Source organism: Dolichospermum planctonicum (assembly GCF_005402965.1).
Lineage (GTDB): Bacteria > Cyanobacteriota > Cyanobacteriia > Cyanobacteriales > Nostocaceae > Dolichospermum > Dolichospermum planctonicum.
In genome coordinates, this window is sequence record NZ_BJCF01000038.1 from 23,256 (window position 1) to 46,434 (window position 23,179).

The following is a 23,179-nucleotide window of genomic DNA, read 5'->3' on the forward strand; positions in this document are numbered from 1 at the left end:
ATACACTGTTTTTTTAAACTCAACAATCATCGAAGCAATATAAACAAATGGAACAAAATCGTCAGTCAACCGTAATCATTACAGGTGCTTCTTCAGGAGTAGGTTTACAAGCAGCAAAGGCTCTCGCTAATAGAGGACAATGGCACGTTATTATGGCTTGTCGTGATTTAATCAAAGCCGAAAAAGCTGCTAAAAGCGTGGAAATACCTGCAAATAGCTACACACTCATGCACATTGATTTAGGCTCTTTAGAAAGCGTTCGACAATTTGTCAACAATTTTAGGGCTACTGGTAGAAGTTTAGAGGCTTTAGTTTGCAATGCTGCTATTTATATGCCTTTAATCAAAGAGCCTTTATTTTCTCCCGAAGGATATGAATTAACTGTCACTACAAATCACCTGGGACATTTCCTACTGTGTAATCTCATGTTACCAGATTTGCAAAAGTCATCTGCCACTGATAAAAGATTAGCAATTCTAGGAACTGTTACCCATAACCCAGATGAATTGGGTGGCAAAATTCCCCCTCGTCCAGATTTGGGTAATTTTGAGGGTTTTGCAGCAGGTTTCCAAGACCCAATTACAATGATTAACGGTAAGAAGTTTGAACCAGTCAAGGCTTACAAAGATAGTAAGGTATGCAATGTGCTAACTATGCGCGAACTACATAACCGTTTTCATGAAAAAACTGGTATTACTTTCAGTTCTCTCTATCCTGGTTGTGTAGCCACAACGGCTTTATTCCGTAATCATTACCCTCAGTTTCAAAAACTTTTCCCTCTGTTCCAAAAATATATTACTGGGGGATTTGTCTCTGAGGAATTATCAGGAGAACGTGTTGCTATGGTAGTAGCTGACCCTGAATACAAGCAATCTGGTATTTATTGGAGTTGGGGAAATCGTCAAAAGAAGGATAGAACATCTTTTGTACAGAAAGTTTCTCCCCAAGCACGAGATGACGAAAAAGGCAAACGAATGTGGGAACTTAGCACTCAGTTGGTTGGTTTAGGAAAAGAGTCTGAAAAGGCAAAATCTCTCATCTAATTACTAATTGATAGTTGATAATTGATAATTTACAGTTGTCAATTGTCAATTATTTATGATCCATTACTGATCGTTGGCTTTACATTACTATTTGCTTGCCTTACATTACTAATCTTTGGCTTTACATTCTCTCTTTTTATATTGAATAATAAAGGGGAAAAGATTTAGCCTCTTTAGGCTTGACATAAACTTTTTCTTGTGGTTCTAACTTTAATTCATCAAACCGTTCCCGTGTTAAATGGGCTGTCATCATTTGTCCATCATCTAAGGTTAATTCTACTTGAATTTCCCAACCTAAATGAATGATTCTGCTAACTATAGCTGGTACTGTGGTCCCATTAGCAACTGTTTCAATGATGATATCTTGAGGACGCAAAAATGTTTCTGGATGTGTTGACTCAAATCCACTACTTTGGAAGATTTTAGCAGAACTAGGTAATATATTCACAGGACCGATAAAACTCATGACAAATGCGGAAGCAGGATGATCATAAATTTGTGCTGGTGTTCCTACCTGTTCAACTTTACCTTTATTCATAACTACAAGTTCATCAGCAACTTCCATTGCTTCTTCTTGGTCATGGGTAACAAAAACTGTGGTAACATGAACTTCATCATGTAGACGACGCAACCAAGCTCGTAAGTCTTTACGGACTTTAGCATCAAGTGCGCCAAAAGGTTCGTCTAATAATAGTACATTGGGTTCTACAGCCAATGCTCTAGCTAATGCTACCCGTTGTCTTTGTCCCCCAGACAATTGCGAAGGATAGCGATCGCCTAATCCGCTTAATTGTACTAATTCCAGTAGCTGTTCTACTTTACCTTGAATTTTCTTTTGCGGAGCTTTGCGAATTTCCAAACCAAAGGCGATGTTTTTACGAACAGTTAAATGTTTAAATAGAGCATAGTGTTGAAAGACAAAGCCAATATTTCGTTCTTGCACACTTTGATAAGTAGCATCTTTCCCTGTCAGAATAATTTTACCTGTATCTGGCATTTCCAAACCAGAGATTAACCGCAATAAAGTAGATTTACCAGATCCAGATGGACCTAACAAAGCCACGAGAGAACCACTTTGAATTTCCAGATTTACCTGTGTAACGGCCTGGAAACTACCAAATTGTTTAGAGACGTTTTCTACTATTATACCCACTGGTGCTACACCTCTGCAAATAATCTACGGTTTTTAAGTAGGAATACCGTACTTTACTTATATCATAAATATTTGCCGTGTTGTTATTAAAATTTGTAAATGAAAAGATCTTGAGTCTGTTTTTCAGAGGGGATGAAAGATAATGGATTCAGAAAATATCTGATCTCCTCACCAAATTACCATAAAATAATGAGCGCGGTATCTCCAAAGATTGAGGAAAATGAGATGAGTTTATTAAAAGATCAGGTAGCAATTGTCACGGGTGCATCAAGAGGAATTGGCAGAGCGATCGCTTTACAATTAGCCTTTGAAGGTGCAAAAGTAGTTGTTAACTACACTAGTTCTAGCACAGCTGCTGATCAAGTAGTAGCAGAAATTACCGCAGCCGGAGGTGAAGCGGTTGCTATTCAAGGAGATGTTTCTCAAGAAAATCAAGTAGATACACTGATTAAAACCACCTTAGAAAAGTTCCAGCGAGTGGATATCCTAGTTAATAACGCCGGAATTACTCGTGATACCCTGCTGCTAAGAATGAAATTAGAAGAATGGCAAGCAGTGATAGACATTAATTTAACTGGCGTATTTTTATGTACAAAAGCAGTCAGTAAAATTATGCTTAAACAACGTTCAGGGCGGATTATTAATATTGCTTCCGTAGCTGGACAAATGGGCAATCCTGGACAAGCCAATTACAGTGCCGCCAAAGCAGGTGTGATTGGTTTTACCAAAACCGTAGCCAAAGAACTTTCTTCCCGTGGAATTACTGTAAATGCGGTTGCTCCGGGTTTTATTATCACTGATATGACCAGCGATATTAAAGCCGAAGGAATCTTACAATATATTCCTCTGGGGCGTTTTGGTCAACCGGAAGAAATTGCAGGTATGGTAAGATTCTTAGCATCTGATCCCGCAGCAGCCTACATCACTGGACAAGTATTTAACGTTGACGGTGGCATGGTGATGTAGTTTGATCATACTAAAATACACAGATCTCTGACCCCTTGGAGAAGTTAGGGATCTATGCTTATAATCATTTTCATTGATTATTGAGTATTCTTTGCCAAACAGTAAAGCCTAACAGTAAGATAATACTGGCAGCAGTCGCCAGGATCACAGATAAAGTCATGCCCTGGACTTTCATAGCCAGCAAATTACAGCCCAAAGTAATAGACCATAAGATAAAAGCCGCATTGCGTTGGGATAGTCCCCAAGCCAGCAAACGGTGGTGCAGGTGATCCTTACCAGGTGTACTCAAAGGGTTTTTTCCGGCCATGATCCGGCGTATAAACACTTGAGTAGTGTCAATAACTGGTAACAGTAAAAATAAAACTGTAGGTATGAGGGCGTAAACAGTATTTAGTTGGAGTTTACCCAAGATACTGGTTGCCGCTAAAACATAACCAAAAAAGTATGCTCCAGCATCACCCATAATGATGTGTGAGGGGTAAAAATTATGGCGTAAAAAGCCCAAGGCAGCCCCTCCCAAAGCCGCTAGAACTAAAGTAGCAGCAGCGCGATTATCAAACTGAGCAGAAACTCCTAATAAACTAATAGCAGTAATAAAACTGATACCACCAGCTAAACCATCCATACCGTCCATGAGGTTAATGGCATTAGTGATTCCTACTACCCACAGTACAGTTAAGGCCATAGATAAGAGAGAATCAACTGGTGTACCAAAGATAACTTTAATACTGATACCGTTACCAACTAACAAAAGTGCTGTCGTCACCTGAGCCCATAACCGCACAGAAGGAGGTAGTCCAAATTGGTCATCAATAAAGCCAACCAGAACTAAAATAGAACCACCCAGGAGAATGGTTAAGACTTGAGCCAAAACCCCCTGGATTTCAATTGGCCGCAAGAGACTAGCTAAGACCAAAGCCGCAATTACACCCGCATAAATTGCCAAACCGCCGGCATTAGGTAAAGGTTCTTGATTCAGTCGTCGGGCATTGGGTTGGTCTGCCCAACCTACCTCTAAGGCAAATTTGCGAATTGTGGGAATTAAAAACCAGGTGACACCTGAAGCTAATAGAAATGTAAACACTACAGCTAACCAGCCGGAGCCGCTAGGTTTAGCAATGCCAAGGGATATAAGGAAGTTTTCTAGATTCATCTGCTCCCAAGACAATCATGGGTTTTATAGTTAAATATTAGTATCAACTGCTAATGGTAATGTATTTTGGGATTTTGATTGTGCATCTAAATTGTGAAATAAAATAAATTGTGCAAAGGGATTAGCACTCTTGGTCAGTGAGTGCTAAATTGTCTAATGGAAGTATATAGAGAAATAAAACATGGCCAAGGTTATTGCATTTAAGGAAGAATCACGGCGTGCTTTAGAAAAGGGTATTAACACCCTAGCAGATGCGGTGAAGATCACTTTGGGTCCAAAAGGACGGAACGTTCTATTGGAAAAAAAATTTGGTATTCCCCAAATTGTTAACGATGGTATTACTGTTGCCAAAGAAATTGAATTAGAAGATCCTTTAGAAAATACTGGTGCTAGATTGATTCAGGAAGTAGCATCGAAAACTAAAGATATAGCTGGCGATGGCACTACCACTGCCACAGTTATAGCACAAGCCTTGATTAAGGAAGGTTTAAAGAATGTTGCAGCGGGAACAAATCCCATGAGTTTGAAACGGGGTATTGATAAAACCGTTGAGGGACTGGTAGCAGAAATTGCCAAAATTTCTAGACCAGTAGAAGGAAGTGCTATTGCTCAAGTTGCCACAGTTTCCGCTGGTAATGATGCTGAAGTTGGCAATATGCTGGCATTGGCCATGGAGAAAGTAACCAAAGATGGTGTCATTACTGTGGAAGAATCTAAATCCCTGACTACTGAACTAGAAGTAGTTGAAGGGATGCAGATTGATAGGGGTTATATTTCTCCCTACTTCATCACCAACAACGAACGGATGACAGTAGCATTTGAAAATGCCCGCATCCTGATTACTGATAAAAAAATCAGCAGCATCCAAGATTTAGTACCTATTTTAGAAAAAGTTGCCCGTTTAGGTCAACCTTTACTAATTATTGCTGAAGATGTAGATGGTGATGCTTTAGCAACTCTGGTTGTGAATAAATCTCGTGGTGTGTTGGCTGTAGCTGCCATTAAAGCCCCTGGTTTTGGCGATCGCCGTAAGGCTATGCTAGAAGATATTGCTATTCTCACCGATGGGCAATTAATTTCTGAGGAAATTGGTTTAAGCTTAGACACCGCTACCTTGGAAATGTTGGGAACTGCTGTAAAAATCAACATTGACAAAGAAAACACTACAATTGTCGCTGGTAGCACTGTTAAACCAGAAATCCAAAAACGAATTGCTCAAATTCGGAAACAGTTGGCAGAAACTGATTCCGATTATGATACCGAAAAACTGCAAGAACGCATTGCTAAGTTAGCTGGTGGTATTGCTGTGATTAAAGTTGGTGCAGCCACAGAAACCGAACTCAAGGACAGAAAACTACGAATTGAGGACGCACTTAATGCCACTAAAGCAGCTGTAGAAGAAGGTATTGTTCCCGGTGGTGGTACAACATTGATTCATCTATCTAGTAAGGTAGATGAAATTAAAGCCAAACTCTCCCCTGAAGAAAGAATTGGCGCTGATATCGTCCAAAAAGCCTTAGAAGCACCCCTGCGACAAATTGCAGACAATGCCGGAGTAGAAGGTTCTGTAATTGTGGCCAGAGTCCGGGAAACTGACTTAAATATCGGCTATAACGCAGCGACTGGGGAATTTGAAGACTTAATTGCTGCTGGTATCATTGATCCTGCCAAAGTGGTTCGTTCTGCTTTACAAAATGCCGCTTCTATTGCCGGTATGGTACTCACCACTGAAGCTATTATCGCCGAAAAACCTGAGAAACAAGCCGCTGCCCCTGATGCCGGTATGGGCGGTATGGGTGGTATGGGTGGTATGGGTGGTATGGGTGGTATGGGCGGTATGGGTGGTATGGGTGGTATGGGTGGTATGGGTATGTTCTAATTTGATACTGTCCCAAATCCATAATTTATGTAATTGATGAGTTACCCACCCCTAGAGTGCTGAGGGGTGGTTTTTTAACTAATTTTTTGGCTATAGCTGTAGCTAGGTTAATTAGGACGCTGCTTCCACCACTTTTGCTGGGCAGTCTTTACTATCAAGTCTGGTCATTATGGTTTATGTCTTAATCTTGATGGCTACAGCTATAAATAGGTAATATTGCCATTAATTCTCTTTCTGTTCCTGAAAAAACTTTTGGTAAATAGTTTTAGTATTTTCTTCATTAGCAGAAGTAGCAGTCATTTGATAATCAACCAAATTATCCACAAAAGGAAGAGATACCTTAAATGTACCATCAGCATTGAGTTTGACATTTTGACCATCAATAGTGACAATTGCATCTTGTTTTGTTGCACCATAAATCACTAATTCGGTATCAACGACAAACCAGAAATCTGTACTAGGACTACTGAAGACGTGAACTGTACCAGAACGAGCCAGACATAACCACTGATGATCATTAATTAAATAACCAATTTCTGTCATGTAATCACGTTCACCTTTGGGAATAGGTATATAACAATCATGAATTGCGGTTTCACATTCGTATTGTTGCACCAATTCAGGAAACTGATAGCTAAGGTCAAGGTTAGTAACATCATAGAGACGTACAGCCAAAGTCATAAATCCTTGATTCTTTAACATCTTTTGATGATTTATGGCTTGTTTCAACTTATCGCTATCAGAAATATACCAAGATACATAAGCCCATTTGGGAGTGCGGGGTGTGAAGATAATTCTGGTATTTTCATCAGCATTGATTTGGTTAATAGTAGTCCAAGCTGCTATTTCTGCATCTAACTCCATTGCGATGTTTTCATCTGTGGTTGTAGAAGGGAATGGAGTCGGTAATATTTCTTCTGCTATCTCAGGTATATTGGGTTCAATGTCATTGGTGATCGAATTTAAAGCCTCTTCCAGATTTAATGGTAAATCGGATAATAAATTTTGATCGGGTGGTGATTGGTGATTTGGTGGAAAGGATATACCGAGTAATTCTGATAAAGAGATATATTTATCTTCTCTAATTGAAGCAGGAGGTCTATTGAGCAATTCTGATAAAGATATGGTCTTTTGATCAGATGATGTTGATGTTAGTGGTTCGGATGTTTCTAGTAGAGAATTGGTAAATTCATCTATGGGTATGTCTGAGTCAATTAGATCGTGATGAATACTTGGGATTGGTGGATAATGATTATTGACGACAATCACAGGAGCTTCTGTATCCCACATTGTGCCATTATAGTCTAAATCAAGTTCATTAATTTCCTTTATCTGATCCTTTGGGGAAATTGTCTGGGTGAGAGCTAGATTATTTGCTGCTGTTGCTTGTGGAAAAATGTCCTCTTGAGAGTGATTACCGTTGAGTCCATTATGATTGTTAGTTGTAGTTGGTGGGATAGCTGCGTCTAGGGTTTCCTTGGTTGCTTCTTGAAAGAGGTAGTCATCCTCTAAATCTTCTGAATCTAATATATTTGAATTTGATTCAGTTGTTGCATTTAGCGATCGCTTTTTTCTTCCCCACAACAAAGGTAAACAACTAATTAAACCAACAATCAAAAATAAGGGTAATAGCAGCAAAAACCCGATATTTTTAGTGAGCATTGAAGGGTCACTAAAGGGATTTACCAACTGTATTTCACCCCCAGTTTCTATAGGTTGCTCTGTAGCGGGGCTTGTGGGAATAGGTGATAAAGATGGATTTTGATCAATTGTAGAAGTTGCTGTTGGGGTTGCTGTTGAGATTTCTGTCGAGGTTAGGGTAGGAGTGGTAACAGTTTGTAATTGACTCGACATAATAGCAAGTGCTTCTGCTTGTCTAGCAGCTTTTATAGATTCCTGTCCGGGTTTAGCTAAAATAAATCCGAGAAAATCCTTAACTTTTGGACTGGGATTTTGTTGATAAACGTAGACAAAAGGCTGGTAAAAAGGATATTCCACAGTGTCTGGTGAGAAGTCCTGTATTTTCAAGACTCGCACCGCAGGCAATTTAGAAACCTGATTTGCTAAAACATAGCTAATGCCATCATCACCTAATTCTTTAATTATATTGGCTGTATTATCGTCTAGCATTTGTACAGCATTTCCGTTAGCAAATTGGCCGGATTTAAATGCTGGATATTCGCTCAAGGAAGCACGAGTATCACTATGGTCGGGATGATCTATCAATCTAATTTTACCTTGAGCATTCCCCACTTGTGACCAGTCTGTAATTTCCCCTCGGAAAATTTTCGCCAACTGTTCAGTAGTTAAGCCACCTTGAAAGGGATTATGGTTGCTAACAATGATAGCGATTTTTTCCCGACGCACCAGTATTTGTTGTAAACCTTGTGCTTTTTCTTCTGGGGTGAGTCGGCGACCAAGGGCTGCGAGATCAACTTTACCATCTAAAATCGCTTTTAATGCCTCTTCATTGCCATTGATAGCAACTTCTACCTGAGTTCCCGAAAACTGTTTTTCAAAGTTTTCTTTTAAGGTTTGGTTAAGGGTGAGAAAGTTAGCCGAACCGTCAATTTTAACTATTGTGCCATTTTCTACCGTTTGCGGCAGGGAAAAGGCCGGAGTATGAGTCTGGGATTCTGCTTGGACTGGTGCGGAAATTAAGAAACTTGCTACCATGGGGCTGGTAGTTATGGACATTAATAAAGCCAGATTGATAATTACACTATCTTTTTTTTGTTGTTGCCACATACATCCCTAATTAAGCTAAAATAAATGGACTACTCGCCAATACTCAAAATAGTTGTTTGATTGAGCAGACGGGTTAATTATACAACTTGAGTCATTTTTATCTGTAATAACACAAGTGATGAAAATAAAAAAGGGGTCGGGAGTCGGGAGGTGGCTTCCACTCAACAGGCCGAGTAAAAACAGAATGGGAAAAACTTTGATTATGGGAGAGACCTGAAAACCCGGTTAGGGTTTGAGGCTTTTGTGGTTAATAAAAATACTTTTCAAGTCACCCTTTAGACTTAAAAGAAAATTCAAGAGATCAAACTTTGCGCCTTGACGGGAAACATAACTCATACCTGCATTATGTAACGCCAAAAAATTAATTATCCTTGCTATTAAACAACTGTTACTGGTGAATTGACAATTGAGCAAGGTAATATCTACTTTAACATCTCAGTTAACAAAGATGCTGGATGTTGACTATGAGGCCACGCAAAAGCATGACGAAAGGCTGCATTTTGACAAGCTTGTAACTGTTGAAAATTAATAATGTCGTAAGTCAAAAGATTTTCATATTCAAAGGGTAGACGCATATTATGCAGCCCGGCATTATCCGTACAAATGGCGATATCAACTTCTGCTGCAAAACATCGGTCAAAGACTAATTTTAGCTGACGAATATCCTGCAAAGTGCCTGTTTTTAAATAAGTTGTGGGACAAACTTCTAAACATTGTCCTCTTTTAGCAATTTCTGGAAGTAATTCAGGATACAAAAGAGGAATTTGAATACCATGACCAATTCGCATTAAATAGGGTAGCAATTCTGGATAACAACCATCTTGAGTTTCATAAAGATGCCCTGTGGTGTTAATATTTAATGAATGGGCATAATTATATAAATGTATCCATTCTGCCATCCTTTCAGCATAATAGCGATCGCCTCCTGCCACGTCTATGCCGCAAACATATTCCCTATTTCGCGCTGCTAAATCAATAATGGCCTGATTTACCTCGAAAGGTAAACGGGAGTGCATACAGAGGATTTGACGGGTAATAATGGGATATTCGGGGATATGACTAGATTTACCGACAATATCCACAATTTCCGCCATTTTATCAATTCTCTGATTTTGACTCAAATGTTCAGGAGTTCGTAAATATGGGGTATAACGTAATTCCAAATAAGCCAAATTCTCAAAAATATAAGCACCGCGCAATAAGCGGTAAATAAAGTAGGGTAAGGTTTCCACCGTTTGGACACTTTCTACCAAAGTATGTAGTTCTAGATACTCATCCAATGTATTACGGGGACGGGTGTAAAAATCTTCAAATTCTGGATATTCAGCAAAGGGAGAAATTAACTCAGTATTGTGACGCTGAAAATATCGCCAGAGGACACGAGGTACAACTGAACCACCTAGATGCCGATGCAATTCTGCGTATAAAGCCATAGTGGTATTTTGCTGTAAAAACTTAATTAATTGTAACAAAAACCTAGACAATATTTTCTTTGTCATCCAATTTTGAGTAAAATTCTACTCTAGATTCTGGGCTTTGTGCAAACAGATTTTCATTTGTTTGGCCAATACCCTGACATTAGGTTCATCAAGAAGGGAAAGATGAGATCCGGGAATATATTTAACATCTAAATCACCAATTATTATTTCATCCCAACCAAATTTTGAGTCATATTCCATACCTATAGCATCCGTCCGATTTTCATCTTTTGTGCGAAAGAGAGTTACTTTACCTGAATAAGGTTGAAAGGTATATGTATTCATAGCTTGAGTATAAATATCATCCCTGTGTAAATAGTTATTTATTTTAGGTGTCCGGGGATTAAATATCTGAGTAACAAGTCGTAAGTAATGTTGAAAAATTTGTTTCATATAAAACTTAGTGTGTTTGTAGAAACTTTTAGCCTTGTGAGAAATATAGTTAGATCTGCGTTGTCTGATATAATTAAGATGTAAATAAATTCGTTTTAGGAATGATAACCGTCGCTTATAACCGGGACGACAGGTATCTAACATAGCTAAAAATGCAACTTCTTGACCTTGACGGTGGAGTTGTTGAGCTATTTCATAAGCAATAATACCTCCAAAAGAATATCCTCCCAAAAAGTAAGGTCCTTGAGGTTGAAGAGTCTGAATTTCTTGAAGATATTGGGAGGCCATGTTTTCAACCCGAACTACAGGAAACCGTTTTTGATCTGGTTTTTGTGGTTGGAGTCCATACAAGGGTTGTTCTAATCCTAAATGTCTGGCTAAATTGCGATAACATAACACTTCTCCCCCTAAAGGATGAATCATAAATATGGGTGGTTTTGTCCCGTGGGGTTGAATTTTCACTAAGGATGAATAATTGGCTTTGGGAGTGTTTTCTAAAACTGTTTCTTGGTGAATAATTTGGGCTATTGCTGCTATTGTAGCTGACGGAAACAAAGCTGCTAGGGGCAATTTTTTAGCAAATATATGTTCTATATCAGCAAATAATCGCACTGCTAATAAGGAATTTCCCCCCAATTCAAAAAAATCATCTTGAACACCAATGGGTTGAACACCTAATAAATCTCCCCAAACTTTGATTAACTGACTTTCTATATCATTTTGGGGCTTAACAAAGTTTTCAGTCCCTTCGGGTTTAATTAAATTAAATGCGGCTAGTCCCTTTCTATCTAGTTTACCATTGGGTGTTAATGGCAAAGTATCTAAAAAAATAAAGGCACTAGGAAGCATATATTCGGGTAGTTTATTTTGTAAATGTTGTCGGATTTCTTTAGTAGTAGGTGCTGGTTGTTTTTTGGCAACAATATAGGCTATGAGACGTTTATTTTCTGGGATATCTTCTGTAGCTACGACCACTGCTTCTTGAAGATGAGGAATTTTCAGCAATTCCATTTCAATTTCTGCAACTTCAATACGGAAACCTCTAATTTTTACCTGAAAATCTTTTCTACCTTTATGAACTAAACAACCATCAGATTGAATACAGCCTAAATCACCAGTGCGGTAAATTCTTTCTTTACTATTTTGAATATCTGGTAAAAAGACAGTTTGGGTTAATTCTGGTTTTTGCCAATAACCCAGAGCTAAATATTCACTTTTTAGAGCAATTTCTCCAGTATTACCATTTTTAACTTCTAGGCCATTTTCATCTAAAATGACAACTTCCATATCTTGAACTGGGTAGCCCATAGGTATGGTACTATTTGCAATTTTCGTGTTTTTATCAACTATGAAATTACAAAAAGTTCCTGCTTCTGTTGCACCTAAACTGGCATATAAAATACAATTTGCAGAAAAATACTTTTTGTAGTTTTCTACATCTCTAATTAAGGTAGCTTCACCACCTAATTTAACTAGACGAATTTTAGGAAATTGTTCTGTATCTGTCAGGATCTCTACAAAATGTCTAAATAGGGTTGTAAAGGAATGATAAATAGTAATTTCTGATGTAATTAGCCATTTTACTAAATTAGTTAATCCCTGCTCTTTGACATTAAAAGGATAGAGACTAGCACCATTAAGTAAAGTGTAGAAAATACATAATATTCCTCCCAATGCACTACAGGAATAGAGGAAAACTACACGATCTTGATGGCTAATTAATAAGGTTTTTGTATCATTCATGCAGTAATGTAAAGAATTTCGATGACTATGCACTACTCCTTTAGGTTTACCGGTTGAACCACTAGTGTAAATTATATAAGCTAGTGTTTCTGGTGATATTTTAATCAGAGGATTTTTCTGAGAATTATTGCTATTAATATTGTCTTTAATATTATCTATATTAAATAATTGACAATTATTAGCTAATTTCCTGGCTAAATCCAAATTCAAATTATTAGTAATGAATGCAACGGCTTGGGAATCTTCAATAATATAAGTAAGTCTATCAACGGGAAATGTGGGATCTAAAGGAACAAAGATTTTACCTGTTTTTAAAACTCCCAGAATACTTGTAATGAAATCTGCACCTTTTTCTAGCAATAAGACAATTACTTCTGGTTGTTCTCCTCTTTGGGAGAGAATTGTATTTGCTAACCGATTAGCATTTTCATTTAATTGTCTGTAGGTCAGGATTTGATTATTGGTTTTGATAGCAATAGCATGAGGATATTTATTAACTTGTTGTTCAAATCGTTGAGGAATAGATTGCTCAATCTCTGACTTAGGAAAATCTATAAAACCTTCCGGTTTTGCAATTAAACGATTACAAACAAACTTTTGCTGAAAAATTGCACTAGGAATTGTCTGATAAATATTAGTCATTGGTATATATCCTACTTGATTTATGGTAAAGTTCTGGCTTTTTAAGCTGATTTTAGATTCAATCATTGAAGATTTTAAATCTAAAACCTATGATGGTATTAATGGAAATTTTAGATGATAATTTATATCTTTTTCGTTTATCTTACTTCCTTTAAATCAAAATGTGGATTTATAAAAATAAATTGTACGAGCAATTATGATAAACCGCTATACCTAATGACCAGGTTTCATCAAATCTTTATTTATGCTGTAAATAAATTAACTAAATTGATATAAAAATATAGATTCCCGATTTTTTGAATAAATCGAGAATATTGAATTAATTATCAGTTGCGTTCTCTCTCCAACTGCTCAATTACTCTTTGTAAATACCAATCATCTGACATTCCCGGCTCATGATATTCTTGTTGTTGAATTAAGCGTTCTGCTATTTCCCAGTGTCCCCCCACTAAACGCAAAAGTCGCTGACGTAAAACTTCATATTTCTGATTTTTGATTTCGGGACTAGATGTTTGGATTTTTTGTAAATTATTTAATACTTCTTGGTAATTTTCCCAGTCTTCTTGTTCACAATAAATACTAGCTGCTTTTTGATAATCGGATACAGCATTTTGCATTTCTTCTAACAATGTATAGGCCAGACCGCGATTATAGTATGCTGGAGCATGATCAGGATGAATTTCCAATGCTTGACTATAATCTTGAATTGCGTGGAGATAATCACCCATAGTCCGATAAATATTACCTTTAGCAACATAAACTAAAGGATCTTGTGGCTGCATTTTCAATGCTTGGTTTAAGTCAGATAATGCACCTTGATAATCACCAATTTGGAAACGTGCTTTTCCGCGATTTCTATAAACAATTGCGTCTTGAAAATTTAGTTTTATTGCATAATTAAAGTCGGCTATAGCGTCTTGATAATTACCAATTTTACACTGGATTACTCCCCGAAAACAATAAGCTTTTCCATCATTTGGATCAGTTTTTAATACCCAATTTAAATCAGCAATTGCTTCTTGTGTTTCTCCATTTTCTGCTTTTGCTAATAATTGATGAAAATATTGATTTGTAGAGATAATAGATAGAGGTGTAGATTTAGTTATTTGCGTTTTTTCAGGTGGTTGTAACTGTTGAATTTTCTGCAAACAGGCTTGACATTTTTCTTTGTTTTTTTGTTCTAAATATAGTTTAGCTGCTTTTTTAAAATTATTAATTGCATCTTGAATATCCCCTTGTTTTCGTCTTACTATTCCCCGTAAATCATAAGCAGCAGCATAATTAGAATTAAGACGAATTGCGCTGTCTAAATCATCTAAAGCACCAGGAAAATTTTTTAATGTTAATCTAGCCAAAGCTCGACAGTAAAAAACTTCTGGAATAGATTCATCCAGCTTTATAGCTGTGGTATAATCATAAACGGCTGGCAAAATTTCTCCTGAATCATAATATGCTAAACCCCGTTGGATATATGCTTTGGTAAATTTAGGATTTTCCTGAATAGCCAAGTTAAAATCTGCTATAGCACCAGTATAATCTTTTTGTTGGGCTTTTTCTAATCCCCGATTGTAAAATTCGTTATTCATAATTGGTAATGGAAAAAAATCAAGAATTTCTTAATTTAATTATACACCAATTCAACCAGATACCCGACTTCTTGAAGAAATCGGGGATATGAATCTCTCTAGAACATTTATATTTCCTAAAAATCAGAGATTAAACTAGGATAATTGATCACAAATACATCCCTAGTTCCTAACCCAGGATTCTGGGGTTTTATGGGAGTAGTAAAATGAAAAAATTGATGTTCATTGACTAAAATTATTTCTCCAGGTTGCAAAACTTTGTTAAAAACTGGCTTTTCCTTTTTCGCAGCATATAAATGAGTTTCTCCACCTTCAATATTATCTCTTCCTGCGGAAAAAATACCAATAAAATCACTACCATCTCTGTGGATACCTTCAGGAGCAGGATTTCCTAAATTATTTGGTGAACAGGTAGTTCTAATTTGATGAACATCAATTTCTGCTTCTATATTTAGTTTACAAGAATCACAGAATGCGAAAATCAGATGCTTAAACATATCCAGTTCTATGAGTGCATTATCCAATTCTGAAAACTCCCTTTTTATCCCTCCCAATAAAGGATTATGTTCTCTAGTTTGTAATAGATATCCGTGTGGAAGTTTGAGCAACTTATCTCTAGAAACTAGAAACCTGGATAACCTGCGTGAGCGATATTTCCCCTTAATATAAGGATCAATTGGTAAATTATCAAAAAATGGCTGAAAACCTATGGTATTAATGGAGTTTACTTTTCTAAGGGTAAACAGAAAAGCATATTCTAATTCCCTATCAAGTGAGACTTTTCGCATAGAATATTTCTCCTTGTATTGGTAAATGCTACCATTTGGACAAAAATGGTAGGTTTATAATGTCCATTATATTCAAATCTGATAAAAATATCGTAAATTTGACTACAAAAACGAATTATTTATGATTAAAATTAGACTTTGTGGCTTAGTTGTCCCTTAGTGATGGATAAACATATAGATTTTATGATTTTGCGTATTGGGTTTATTCCTATTTTCCTAATCTCCTCTAGTCAGCAAGACTGGGAATGATTTTGAGTTAATATGAGTAAATGTTCTACCTAATTGATGATCATGACAGATTGGCTTTATAACTACCCAACTCTATATGCTGGTACTTTACTCAAACGCTACAAGCGGTTTTTTGCTGATATTCAATTAAATTCTGGAGAATTGATCACAGCACATTGTCCAAATACAGGACCAATGACAGGAGTTTCTACTATTGGTAGTGCTGTACAAGTTTCTAAAAGTGATAATCCTCAACGAAAACTAGCATATACTTTAGAACTAATAGAAGTCAATGATCATGCAACAACTTGGGTGGGTGTAAATACAGCCTTACCTAACCGTGTCATCAAATTAGCTTTAGAGAAACATTTATTCTCAGAATTAACTGAATATGAACAAGTTAAAAGTGAAGTTGTCTATGGAAAAGATCGCAAAAGTCGAGTTGATTTTTATTTAACAGGAAATGCTCAACAACGTCCGATTTATTTAGAGGTGAAAAATACAACTTGGTCTCAAGGAACTTTAGCCTTATTTCCCGACACAGAAACTACCAGAGGACAAAAACATCTACAGGAATTAATAGAAATTCTCCCTCAAAATCGGGCAGTAATGCTATATTTTATTAACCGGAATGATTGTTTAGAATTTGCACCTGGGGACAGCAAAGATCCCCTATATGGTAAATTATTAAGGGCAGCGATTAATCTAGGTTTAGAAGTTTTACCATGTCGGTTTGATATTTCTCCAGCAGGTATCCGTTATTTAGGTTTAGCAGAACTAAAAATTTAACATATAAGACATAAAATCAAAATCTTTACCATAGCTGAGAAAAAACTATTGACAATTCCACTAATATTATATAAAATGGTGAATATTAAACATAATATTTTTGGTTTCGTATTTTTGGGCGTTGCACAAATAGGTTGGCGTTAAAAATTGTCCTGAAGATAAGGCAGGGTCAGGGAGCAGAATGATAATTTTAATCATGGGTGTTTCTGGTTCTGGTAAAACTACAATTGGTAAACTTTTAGCTGAATTACTCAACTGGGAATTTAGGGATGCTGACAACTTCCATAAACTAGCAAACATTGAAAAAATGCAGTTAGGAATTGCCCTCAATGATGGTGATAGAATATCTTGGTTAGAAGATTTGCAAACAGCTATCAAAAATTGGCTACAAGAAAACAAAAATGTTGTTTTGGCCTGTTCTGCACTCAAAACCAGTTATCGTCAACTGCTGATCATTGATAGCCGCATTCAGTTAGTTTACCTCAAGGGGTCTTTTGATGTCATTGAAAATCGGCTAAAAGCCAGGAAAAATCACTTTATGACTGAAAAGCTCCTCAAAAGTCAGTTTAATGACCTTGAAGAGCCAGATAATTGTATTTGTTTTGATGTTTCCCAAGCCCCGGAAGTAATTGTAGAAAAGATTAAAAAGGCTTTAGGCTAGTTGATGAGAACTCACAAAAGCATCAACTTCCGCAGCAGTGGGTTGAGAAGCGATCGCACCTGGTTTAAGAGTAGTTAAAGCTCCCACAGCACTGGCATAGGTGACAATTTTTCTAGCGGTTTCCGCGTCTTTGAGTCTGTGAATCCCAACTTGATGCAATTGGTGGATAAACCCAGCCAAAAACCCATCTCCCGCACCAGTGGTATCTACAACAGGCACGGAAAAAGCTGGTAATTTACCTTCATTCTCCCCTAAACAATAGGTGCAACCATTTTCACCATCTGTCACTAAAACTCCCTCCAAAGAATTGAGTCTATAAGTAATTGCTCCAGGATCTATTGTATTAAATAACCATTGCGCTTCTTCCTTGGTCAATTTGATAAAATCAAATCTCCCTAATAAAGCTTGAATTTTGGTCTTGGCTGTATTTTCATCTGGCCAAAATACTGGTCGCCAATTGACATCAAGAATAATTTTTAGGTCATATTGTTCTGCCAATTCTAAAGCTCGTAATACAGCTTGCTCACTTTCAGGATAGGCTAATTCTAGAGTTCCTAGCACCAAAAAGTCAGCTTCATCAAACAGCGCGGGTGGTAATTTTGTAGATTGGAGGCGGGTATCAGCAAATTCTGAAGTATCATATTTACCAAAACCGGCAAAAGTGCGATCGCCTGTTAAATCCCTAACTACATATACTTGTCTCGTTGGTGCTGTAGGATGACGTTGCACACCAGTTGTATTTACGCCGACTGTTTCTAGTAATTTTATCAGTGTATTCCCTGATTCATCCTCACCCACTGCGCCCATAAATCCGGCTGATGTCCCCAACTTCACTAAAGCACAAGCCACATTTGCCGGCGCTCCTCCTGGGTAGGGAGTCCATGATTTCACTTCCTCTAGTTTAAGTCCCAATTCATCAGCTAAACAATCAAATAGGACTTCACCAAGACATAGAACACGGGGATTAATCATTGCGTTTTTGATTTTCTATGGGGCATTATATATTTAATTTATATATTTAGTTTGACAGCTTTTCAATTAATTCTAGTTAAAATCAATACTTTTTATCTGTAGTGTATATGACTACAAACCTAAAATCAAAAGAAAATTTTGACATTAGTAGTATTAGTAACATTTAAAACTATCTACCTCCGCAAAAATCTTCTAGAATAAGGAATAAGACTTGAGTACATATACTAAGGGAGGAATAGTAAGTAATGGCTGCTAGTGAGTCTGGAAACCATGTTAGTCTGTCAGACAGAGAAATGCAAATTATCGACTTAGTGGCCACCGGCTTAACTAACCAAGAAATTGCAGCAAAGCTGGAAATTAGCAAACGGACAGTTGATAACCATATTAGCAATATTCTCACTAAAACTAAGACTGATAACCGTGTGGCCTTAGTTCGCTGGGCTTTACAATGGGGTAAAGTCTGTTTAAACGATGTTAATTGCTGTTCTCTTCCCCTTGGAAATGATCAAAGTATGTCCACGTGAAGCAGGATTGTAGTTAAAAAGCTGATTAATCAAGCTTTTTAGTTATTTTAGAGATTCCTGCTCAGAGGTATGGGTGGTTGATTTACGCTGTTGTGTATTAGCAACGTTTTATATTTAAAAAGTAACGTACAAATACAGGTATGGACAGGCGTAAATCAATTATCCTGTGAATATGGTTGATTTGGTTATTGAAGTAACGAAGTCAGGTAAGGAGAGTATCAATACTCCCAAACACATACAATTAAGAAGCTATTGATACATAATTAAAAAACCCGGCTGAACCGGGCAGATGTACTTTTTGTCAAGTTTTAGCGAATGATCACTATTGGTTGATTTCACAAGTTAAAGGACAAGCTGCATAAACAGTAGTTTGGGTTTTTTCAGCTTCACCATGTAGCCAGCTTAACCATTTTACCTGCTTAGGATGAATACCCTTAGCTGTGAGAACTCCAGCAGCAATTAATACTGCCATAACATTAAGCATTACTAAACCACCTGCCACAACTAAAACTGCACTAGCGGGCATTACGGATTGTAACACAATAGACAACAGACATCCAATTGTAGCCATCAATACAACCAGTGGAAAACCGACGACTAACAAGCACACTGCCAATGTAAATGTCCAGATTAAAAAGCTTTTCATCACTAACAAGGAGTGGGTCTGAACCAGATTAGAGCTTTGAGCAGAAACCATGACTTTTCCTCCTAAATACACAGCAAGTTTAAATTTCAGTTATTTATCGCTGGGAGGCGAATAAACCGATTTTGTTTCAGTGAAATTTAGTATATAAAACCTTAGCACCAAAATGAGCATTTCTTTACTAAACTTTACAGTTAATTTTTTGTGCTTATGAATGAGAAGCCAGATATGCCCACAGGAAAGGAAATAAGTTTGGCTGTATGCCTTTAGAAATATGGACTAACGGTAGATGAGAACCAGAACCTGATCCCCGCCCTTGGATTGCCTAGATGCTTAATATTTCTTATAGAAAACCGTATTGTTTCTCATAATTTATCTAATTGATCAACAGATGAATTAAACAAGTCTCGTGGGCTTGATCTAACAGATTTTTCCGTTCCCTGTTTTTTGTCCTGGTGATTTGCAATTATACTGATATACTGATGAATAAACTCATAAAAACCCCTAAAAACACCTGACCACTGACCACTAACCAATGACTAAGTTGAATGTAGACAAACTATCTCAGCCTCAGTTATTCAAGGGTATTGCTTTGTTTACACCTGGAGGAGATTTAATTTATTGTATTGATCCTAGTAAACAAGGAAGATGGCATTTAAATCTCTGTGCGGCTTTGCGGGAAATCCTGGATTTACCAGAACCGCCACATTTTTTAGTTCCTTGTTATACTGCAACTATTGATCATTGGTTAAATCCTCGGACTCAAAAAGTCCAAGTCTTTGCGGAGGCCTATCCCGCAGTCATGCGTCATCAAGCTGTGCTAAATGCGATTTTTGGGGATGGGGATTTAATCTGGCAATCAGCAGCCTGGCAAGATGGATTGTGCGATCGCCTGGTATTATCAACTTATCGTGCTGCATTTCCTCAACTGTGGCAAGATCATGATTTAATTGTGCGTCTAGATTTAACTGATTCTCCCTCACAGTATCAACAACCAATCATGACTACACAACCTGCACCCCAAAATATCCCAGATTCTCCAGGTTTTGTTTTACGCTTGTTTGTTGCTGGACACAGTATAACCACTGAAAAAATTTTACAAAACTTGCACGAATCATTAGAACGATCTTTAGGGTATCCTTATACTCTTAAAGTAGTTGATGTTCTCACTAATCCAGAACAGGCCGAAATTGATCAAGTTTCTGCTACTCCTACCTTGGTTAAGGTTTGGCCTCATCCAATTCGGCGCATGGTTGGTAATTTAGATAACTTTGATAAAGTTCTACAGATGTTAGCGGGACAGTAAATCATTTCCAATGTCCAATGTCCAATTTAAAATTTGAGGATTTGTATAATATGAACCTTACTTGGTTAGATAGCAATAGTTGGTTAATTGAAATTGGTCAACAGCGAATACTAATTGACCCCTGGTTAATTGGTACTTTAACCTTTAACAATTTAGATTGGTTATTCAAAGGTTATCGTTCTCAGGATCGGTCAATACCAGATAATATAAATTTAATTCTGCTTTCTCAGGGTTTAGAAGATCACGCACACCCACCCACTTTAAAGCAACTTGACAAAAATATTCCTGTTGTTGCTTCTCCCAATGCGGCTAAAGTGGTAGAAAAACTAGGTTATCAACAAATCATCAGTCTTCAACATGGTGAAACCTTCATTTTAAATCAGCAAATAGAAATTAAAGCTGTTCTGGGTTCTCCCATTGGACCTACTTTACTAGAAAATGGCTATCTGCTCAAAAACCTAGCCGATAATTCTACATTGTATTATGAACCCCACGGTTATCATTCTCCGCAACTTCAAGAAATAGCACCCATTGACGTAGTAATTACACCTATCATTGATTTGAGTGTACCCCTACTCGGTCCGATTATCAAAGGTATGAATAGCGCCCTAGAACTAGCAAAATCCGTAAAACCTCAATTTATCCTCCCTACCGCAGCCGGAGGGGATATTTTCTTTGAGGGACTACTGGTAAAATTTCTCCAAGCTAGGGGAAATACGACAGAATTTCAGACTTTATTAGAAAATAACAATTTAACAACTAAGGTGATCACTCCTCACCCTGGCGAAAAAATTAGTGTTTGAATTATGGAAAAACCAACCACTCCAGGACGGGGAGAAATAAGAGTTTAAATTGATTTCTGGTAAGTAAGTCATCAGGATGTTATTATTTGCGGTTGAAGCACTTGATATCAATTTAACTAGATCAAGTCTTCTAAATATCTGAGGAGTGTGACTAACTATGTCGAAAATTCGTATCTCTTTAGCTTTAAGTATAGCTACCATAGCCAGTGGTTTCTTTTTAGCCGCTTGTGAAAGTCCTAAACCTCCCTCTAAGGCGGTTAGTACCCCTTCACCAACAGCTACCACCACAACCAGTGATACCAAGGGATTGAAAATTGGTAGTTTATTACCCACCACTGGTGACTTGGCTTCTATTGGACAACAAATGGTTGGTTCTGTTCCCTTACTGGTGGAAACTGTTAATGCTTGTGGAGGTGTCAATGGTGAAAAAGTTACTTTGGTAGAAGTAGACGACCAAACTGACCCTAAAGCCGGCGCTGCGGGTATGACTAAATTAGCAACTTTAGATAAAGTCGGTGGTGTAGTCGGTTCTTTTGCGAGTAGTGTTTCCACTGCGGCGGTTTCCGTGGCTGTACCTAATAAAGTCATGCTGATTTCTCCTGGTAGCACTAGCCCCGTATTTACTGACAAAGCTCAAAAAGGCGACTTTAAAGGCTTTTGGGCGCGGACTGCTCCCCCTGATACCTACCAAGCATTAGCTTTAGCCCAACTCGCTAAGAAAAAAGGCTTTAAACGAGTTTCCACTGTGGTCATTAATAATGACTATGGTGTGGGTTTTGAAAAAGCATTTGTGCAAACTTTTGAGAAATTAGGTGGTACAGTAGTTAATAAAGATAAGCCTATTCGCTACGACCCCAAGGCTCAAACCTTTGATACAGAAGCATCTGCCGCTTTTGCAGGTAAACCAGATGCAGTTTTAGCCGTATTGTATGCTGAAACCGGTAGTTTATTCCTGAAAGCTGCTTATCAACAGGGTGTTACCAAAGGTGTACAAATTTTACTCACAGACGGTGTAAAATCCGATAGTTTCCCTGATCAAGTTGGTAAAGGTAAGGATGGTAAATATATCTTATCTGGCGCAATTGGTACAGTTCCCGGTTCTAGTGGTAAAGGTTTAGAAAATTTTAACAAACTTTGGAAAGATAAAAAAGGTACTTCTCCAGGAGAATACGCACCTCAAGCCTGGGACGCTGCGGCCTTATTGGTATTAGCAGCCCAAGCCGCTAAGGAAAATACCGGGGTGGCTATTGCTAGTAAATTGCGAGAAGTAGCTGCTGGTAAGGGTACACCAGTAAGTGATGTTTGTCAAGGGCTAAAGCTTCTAAAAGAAGGTAAACAAATCAACTATCAAGGCGCAAGCGGTGATGTAGATGTTGATACTAACGGTGATGTCATTGGTACTTACGATGTTTGGACTGTGGGGGATGATGGCAAAATCAAGGTAATTGACAAGGTAAGTCCTAAATAGAGTATTTGACGCTCCCCGCCCTATAGAGGGACGGGGATTCTTGTTTCAACGAGCAACCTTACTCAAACTTGTTACCAAGTCTGAGCAGAGGGTCATCTCTCCACAAGCGTTATTAGTTTCCGTCCGCCCGACGGTACTTAAATGATAGCCAGTTTGTTTTAGTGCTTTAGTTAGAATGTTAATTGCAGCATTGTGGTCACGGTCAAGTATGCA

At 37.6% G+C, this 23,179-nt stretch carries 18 protein-coding genes; 9 read left to right on the forward strand and 9 right to left on the reverse strand.

Features of this window, described 5'->3' with window-relative positions:
* The first annotated feature begins 47 nt into the window (after positions 1–47).
* Positions 48–1,043, forward strand: coding sequence for a protochlorophyllide reductase (locus FFO06_RS15520; protein ID WP_137908848.1), 996 nt, complete (start codon positions 48–50; stop codon positions 1,041–1,043).
* Between the two features lie 136 nt (positions 1,044–1,179).
* Here the strand turns inward: FFO06_RS15520 and FFO06_RS15525 are convergent, their stop codons facing one another.
* Complete coding sequence (locus FFO06_RS15525; protein ID WP_137908849.1) at positions 1,180–2,196, reverse strand: sulfate/molybdate ABC transporter ATP-binding protein; 1,017 nt, start codon at positions 2,194–2,196, stop codon at positions 1,180–1,182.
* Positions 2,197–2,421: 225 nt separating this feature from the next.
* Between FFO06_RS15525 and fabG the strand changes: the two genes are divergently transcribed.
* The gene (gene fabG, locus FFO06_RS15530) at positions 2,422–3,162 is read left to right on the forward strand and encodes a 3-oxoacyl-[acyl-carrier-protein] reductase (protein ID WP_137908850.1); all 741 of its coding nucleotides are present in this window, start codon (positions 2,422–2,424) and stop codon (positions 3,160–3,162) included.
* A 70-nt stretch (positions 3,163–3,232) separates the two neighbouring features.
* On the opposite strand, the gene FFO06_RS15535 is transcribed toward fabG, so the two are convergent.
* Entirely contained in the window at positions 3,233–4,315 is a 1,083-nt protein-coding gene (locus FFO06_RS15535; RefSeq protein WP_137908851.1) for an MraY family glycosyltransferase, read from the reverse strand.
* Between the two features lie 181 nt (positions 4,316–4,496).
* Here FFO06_RS15535 and groL point away from each other — a divergent pair, with 181 nt between their 5' ends.
* Positions 4,497–6,194 carry a chaperonin GroEL gene (groL, locus tag FFO06_RS15540; RefSeq protein ID WP_137908852.1) on the forward strand — a complete coding sequence of 566 codons (1,698 nt, stop codon included), beginning with the start codon at positions 4,497–4,499 and terminating at the stop codon, positions 6,192–6,194.
* Between the two features lie 222 nt (positions 6,195–6,416).
* Here the strand turns inward: groL and FFO06_RS15545 are convergent, their stop codons facing one another.
* From FFO06_RS15545 to FFO06_RS15565, 5 genes are all read right to left on the reverse strand, one after another.
* Positions 6,417–8,942 (reverse strand): substrate-binding domain-containing protein, encoded by a 2,526-nt coding sequence (locus FFO06_RS15545; RefSeq protein WP_137908853.1) that lies wholly within the window; start codon positions 8,940–8,942, stop codon positions 6,417–6,419.
* Between the two features lie 422 nt (positions 8,943–9,364).
* Positions 9,365–10,375: an amidohydrolase family protein gene (locus tag FFO06_RS15550; RefSeq protein ID WP_137908865.1), complete on the reverse strand. Its 1,011-nt coding sequence runs from the start codon at positions 10,373–10,375 to the stop codon at positions 9,365–9,367.
* Between the two features lie 84 nt (positions 10,376–10,459).
* Entirely contained in the window at positions 10,460–13,198 is a 2,739-nt protein-coding gene (locus FFO06_RS15555; protein ID WP_137908854.1) for an amino acid adenylation domain-containing protein, read from the reverse strand.
* A gap of 326 nt (positions 13,199–13,524) precedes the next feature.
* Positions 13,525–14,784 (reverse strand): tetratricopeptide repeat protein, encoded by a 1,260-nt coding sequence (locus FFO06_RS15560; protein ID WP_137908855.1) that lies wholly within the window; start codon positions 14,782–14,784, stop codon positions 13,525–13,527.
* Positions 14,785–14,900: 116 nt separating this feature from the next.
* The gene (locus FFO06_RS15565) at positions 14,901–15,572 is read right to left on the reverse strand and encodes a 2OG-Fe dioxygenase family protein (protein ID WP_137908856.1); all 672 of its coding nucleotides are present in this window, start codon (positions 15,570–15,572) and stop codon (positions 14,901–14,903) included.
* 291 nt (positions 15,573–15,863) lie between these two features.
* Here FFO06_RS15565 and sfsA point away from each other — a divergent pair, with 291 nt between their 5' ends.
* Together sfsA and FFO06_RS15575 are read left to right on the forward strand one after the other, a co-directional pair.
* A complete protein-coding gene (gene sfsA, locus FFO06_RS15570; RefSeq protein ID WP_137908857.1) occupies positions 15,864–16,589 on the forward strand; it encodes a DNA/RNA nuclease SfsA in 726 nt (241 codons plus the stop codon).
* Positions 16,590–16,770: 181 nt separating this feature from the next.
* Positions 16,771–17,250, forward strand: a complete 480-nt coding sequence (locus FFO06_RS15575) for a gluconokinase (RefSeq protein WP_137908858.1) — start codon at positions 16,771–16,773, stop codon at positions 17,248–17,250.
* Here the strand turns inward: FFO06_RS15575 and FFO06_RS15580 are convergent.
* Positions 17,242–18,222, reverse strand: coding sequence for a carbohydrate kinase family protein (locus FFO06_RS15580; RefSeq protein ID WP_137908859.1), 981 nt, complete (start codon positions 18,220–18,222; stop codon positions 17,242–17,244). The two genes, FFO06_RS15575 and FFO06_RS15580, sit on opposite strands and share 9 nt — an antisense overlap.
* A 245-nt stretch (positions 18,223–18,467) precedes the next feature.
* Here FFO06_RS15580 and pedR point away from each other — a divergent pair, with 245 nt between their 5' ends.
* Entirely contained in the window at positions 18,468–18,746 is a 279-nt protein-coding gene (gene pedR, locus FFO06_RS15585) for a photosynthetic electron transport-dependent transcriptional regulator PedR (protein WP_137908860.1), read from the forward strand.
* A gap of 322 nt (positions 18,747–19,068) precedes the next feature.
* Here pedR and FFO06_RS15590 read toward each other — a convergent pair whose 3' ends face one another.
* The gene (locus FFO06_RS15590; RefSeq protein ID WP_137908861.1) at positions 19,069–19,443 is read right to left on the reverse strand and encodes a hypothetical protein; all 375 of its coding nucleotides are present in this window, start codon (positions 19,441–19,443) and stop codon (positions 19,069–19,071) included.
* Positions 19,444–19,924: 481 nt separating this feature from the next.
* Between FFO06_RS15590 and FFO06_RS15595 the strand changes: the two genes are divergently transcribed.
* The 3 genes from FFO06_RS15595 to FFO06_RS15605 all read left to right on the forward strand — a co-directional run bounded on the left by FFO06_RS15595 (position 19,925) and on the right by FFO06_RS15605 (position 22,966).
* Entirely contained in the window at positions 19,925–20,695 is a 771-nt protein-coding gene (locus FFO06_RS15595) for a circadian clock KaiB family protein (RefSeq protein WP_137908862.1), read from the forward strand.
* A gap of 50 nt (positions 20,696–20,745) precedes the next feature.
* On the forward strand, positions 20,746–21,498 hold the full coding sequence (locus tag FFO06_RS15600) for an MBL fold metallo-hydrolase (protein WP_137908863.1): 753 nt from the start codon (positions 20,746–20,748) through the stop codon (positions 21,496–21,498).
* A gap of 157 nt (positions 21,499–21,655) precedes the next feature.
* Positions 21,656–22,966, forward strand: a complete 1,311-nt coding sequence (locus FFO06_RS15605) for an ABC transporter substrate-binding protein (protein ID WP_137908864.1) — start codon at positions 21,656–21,658, stop codon at positions 22,964–22,966.
* The last annotated feature ends 213 nt before the right edge of the window (positions 22,967–23,179 follow it).

Coding starts and splice junctions, on each gene's coding strand:
- FFO06_RS15520 (WP_137908848.1), top strand. CDS start 48: ATGGAACAAAATCGTCAGTCAACCGTAATCATTACAGGTGCTTCTTCA.
- fabG (WP_137908850.1), top strand. CDS start 2,422: ATGAGTTTATTAAAAGATCAGGTAGCAATTGTCACGGGTGCATCAAGA.
- FFO06_RS15535 (WP_137908851.1), bottom strand. CDS start 4,315: ATGAATCTAGAAAACTTCCTTATATCCCTTGGCATTGCTAAACCTAGC.
- groL (WP_137908852.1), top strand. CDS start 4,497: ATGGCCAAGGTTATTGCATTTAAGGAAGAATCACGGCGTGCTTTAGAA.
- FFO06_RS15545 (WP_137908853.1), bottom strand. CDS start 8,942: ATGTGGCAACAACAAAAAAAAGATAGTGTAATTATCAATCTGGCTTTA.
- FFO06_RS15550 (WP_137908865.1), bottom strand. CDS start 10,375: ATGGCTTTATACGCAGAATTGCATCGGCATCTAGGTGGTTCAGTTGTA.
- FFO06_RS15555 (WP_137908854.1), bottom strand. CDS start 13,198: ATGACTAATATTTATCAGACAATTCCTAGTGCAATTTTTCAGCAAAAG.
- FFO06_RS15560 (WP_137908855.1), bottom strand. CDS start 14,784: ATGAATAACGAATTTTACAATCGGGGATTAGAAAAAGCCCAACAAAAA.
- FFO06_RS15565 (WP_137908856.1), bottom strand. CDS start 15,572: ATGCGAAAAGTCTCACTTGATAGGGAATTAGAATATGCTTTTCTGTTT.
- sfsA (WP_137908857.1), top strand. CDS start 15,864: ATGACAGATTGGCTTTATAACTACCCAACTCTATATGCTGGTACTTTA.
- FFO06_RS15575 (WP_137908858.1), top strand. CDS start 16,771: ATGATAATTTTAATCATGGGTGTTTCTGGTTCTGGTAAAACTACAATT.
- FFO06_RS15580 (WP_137908859.1), bottom strand. CDS start 18,222: ATGATTAATCCCCGTGTTCTATGTCTTGGTGAAGTCCTATTTGATTGT.
- pedR (WP_137908860.1), top strand. CDS start 18,468: ATGGCTGCTAGTGAGTCTGGAAACCATGTTAGTCTGTCAGACAGAGAA.
- FFO06_RS15590 (WP_137908861.1), bottom strand. CDS start 19,443: ATGGTTTCTGCTCAAAGCTCTAATCTGGTTCAGACCCACTCCTTGTTA.
- FFO06_RS15595 (WP_137908862.1), top strand. CDS start 19,925: ATGACTAAGTTGAATGTAGACAAACTATCTCAGCCTCAGTTATTCAAG.
- FFO06_RS15600 (WP_137908863.1), top strand. CDS start 20,746: ATGAACCTTACTTGGTTAGATAGCAATAGTTGGTTAATTGAAATTGGT.
- FFO06_RS15605 (WP_137908864.1), top strand. CDS start 21,656: ATGTCGAAAATTCGTATCTCTTTAGCTTTAAGTATAGCTACCATAGCC.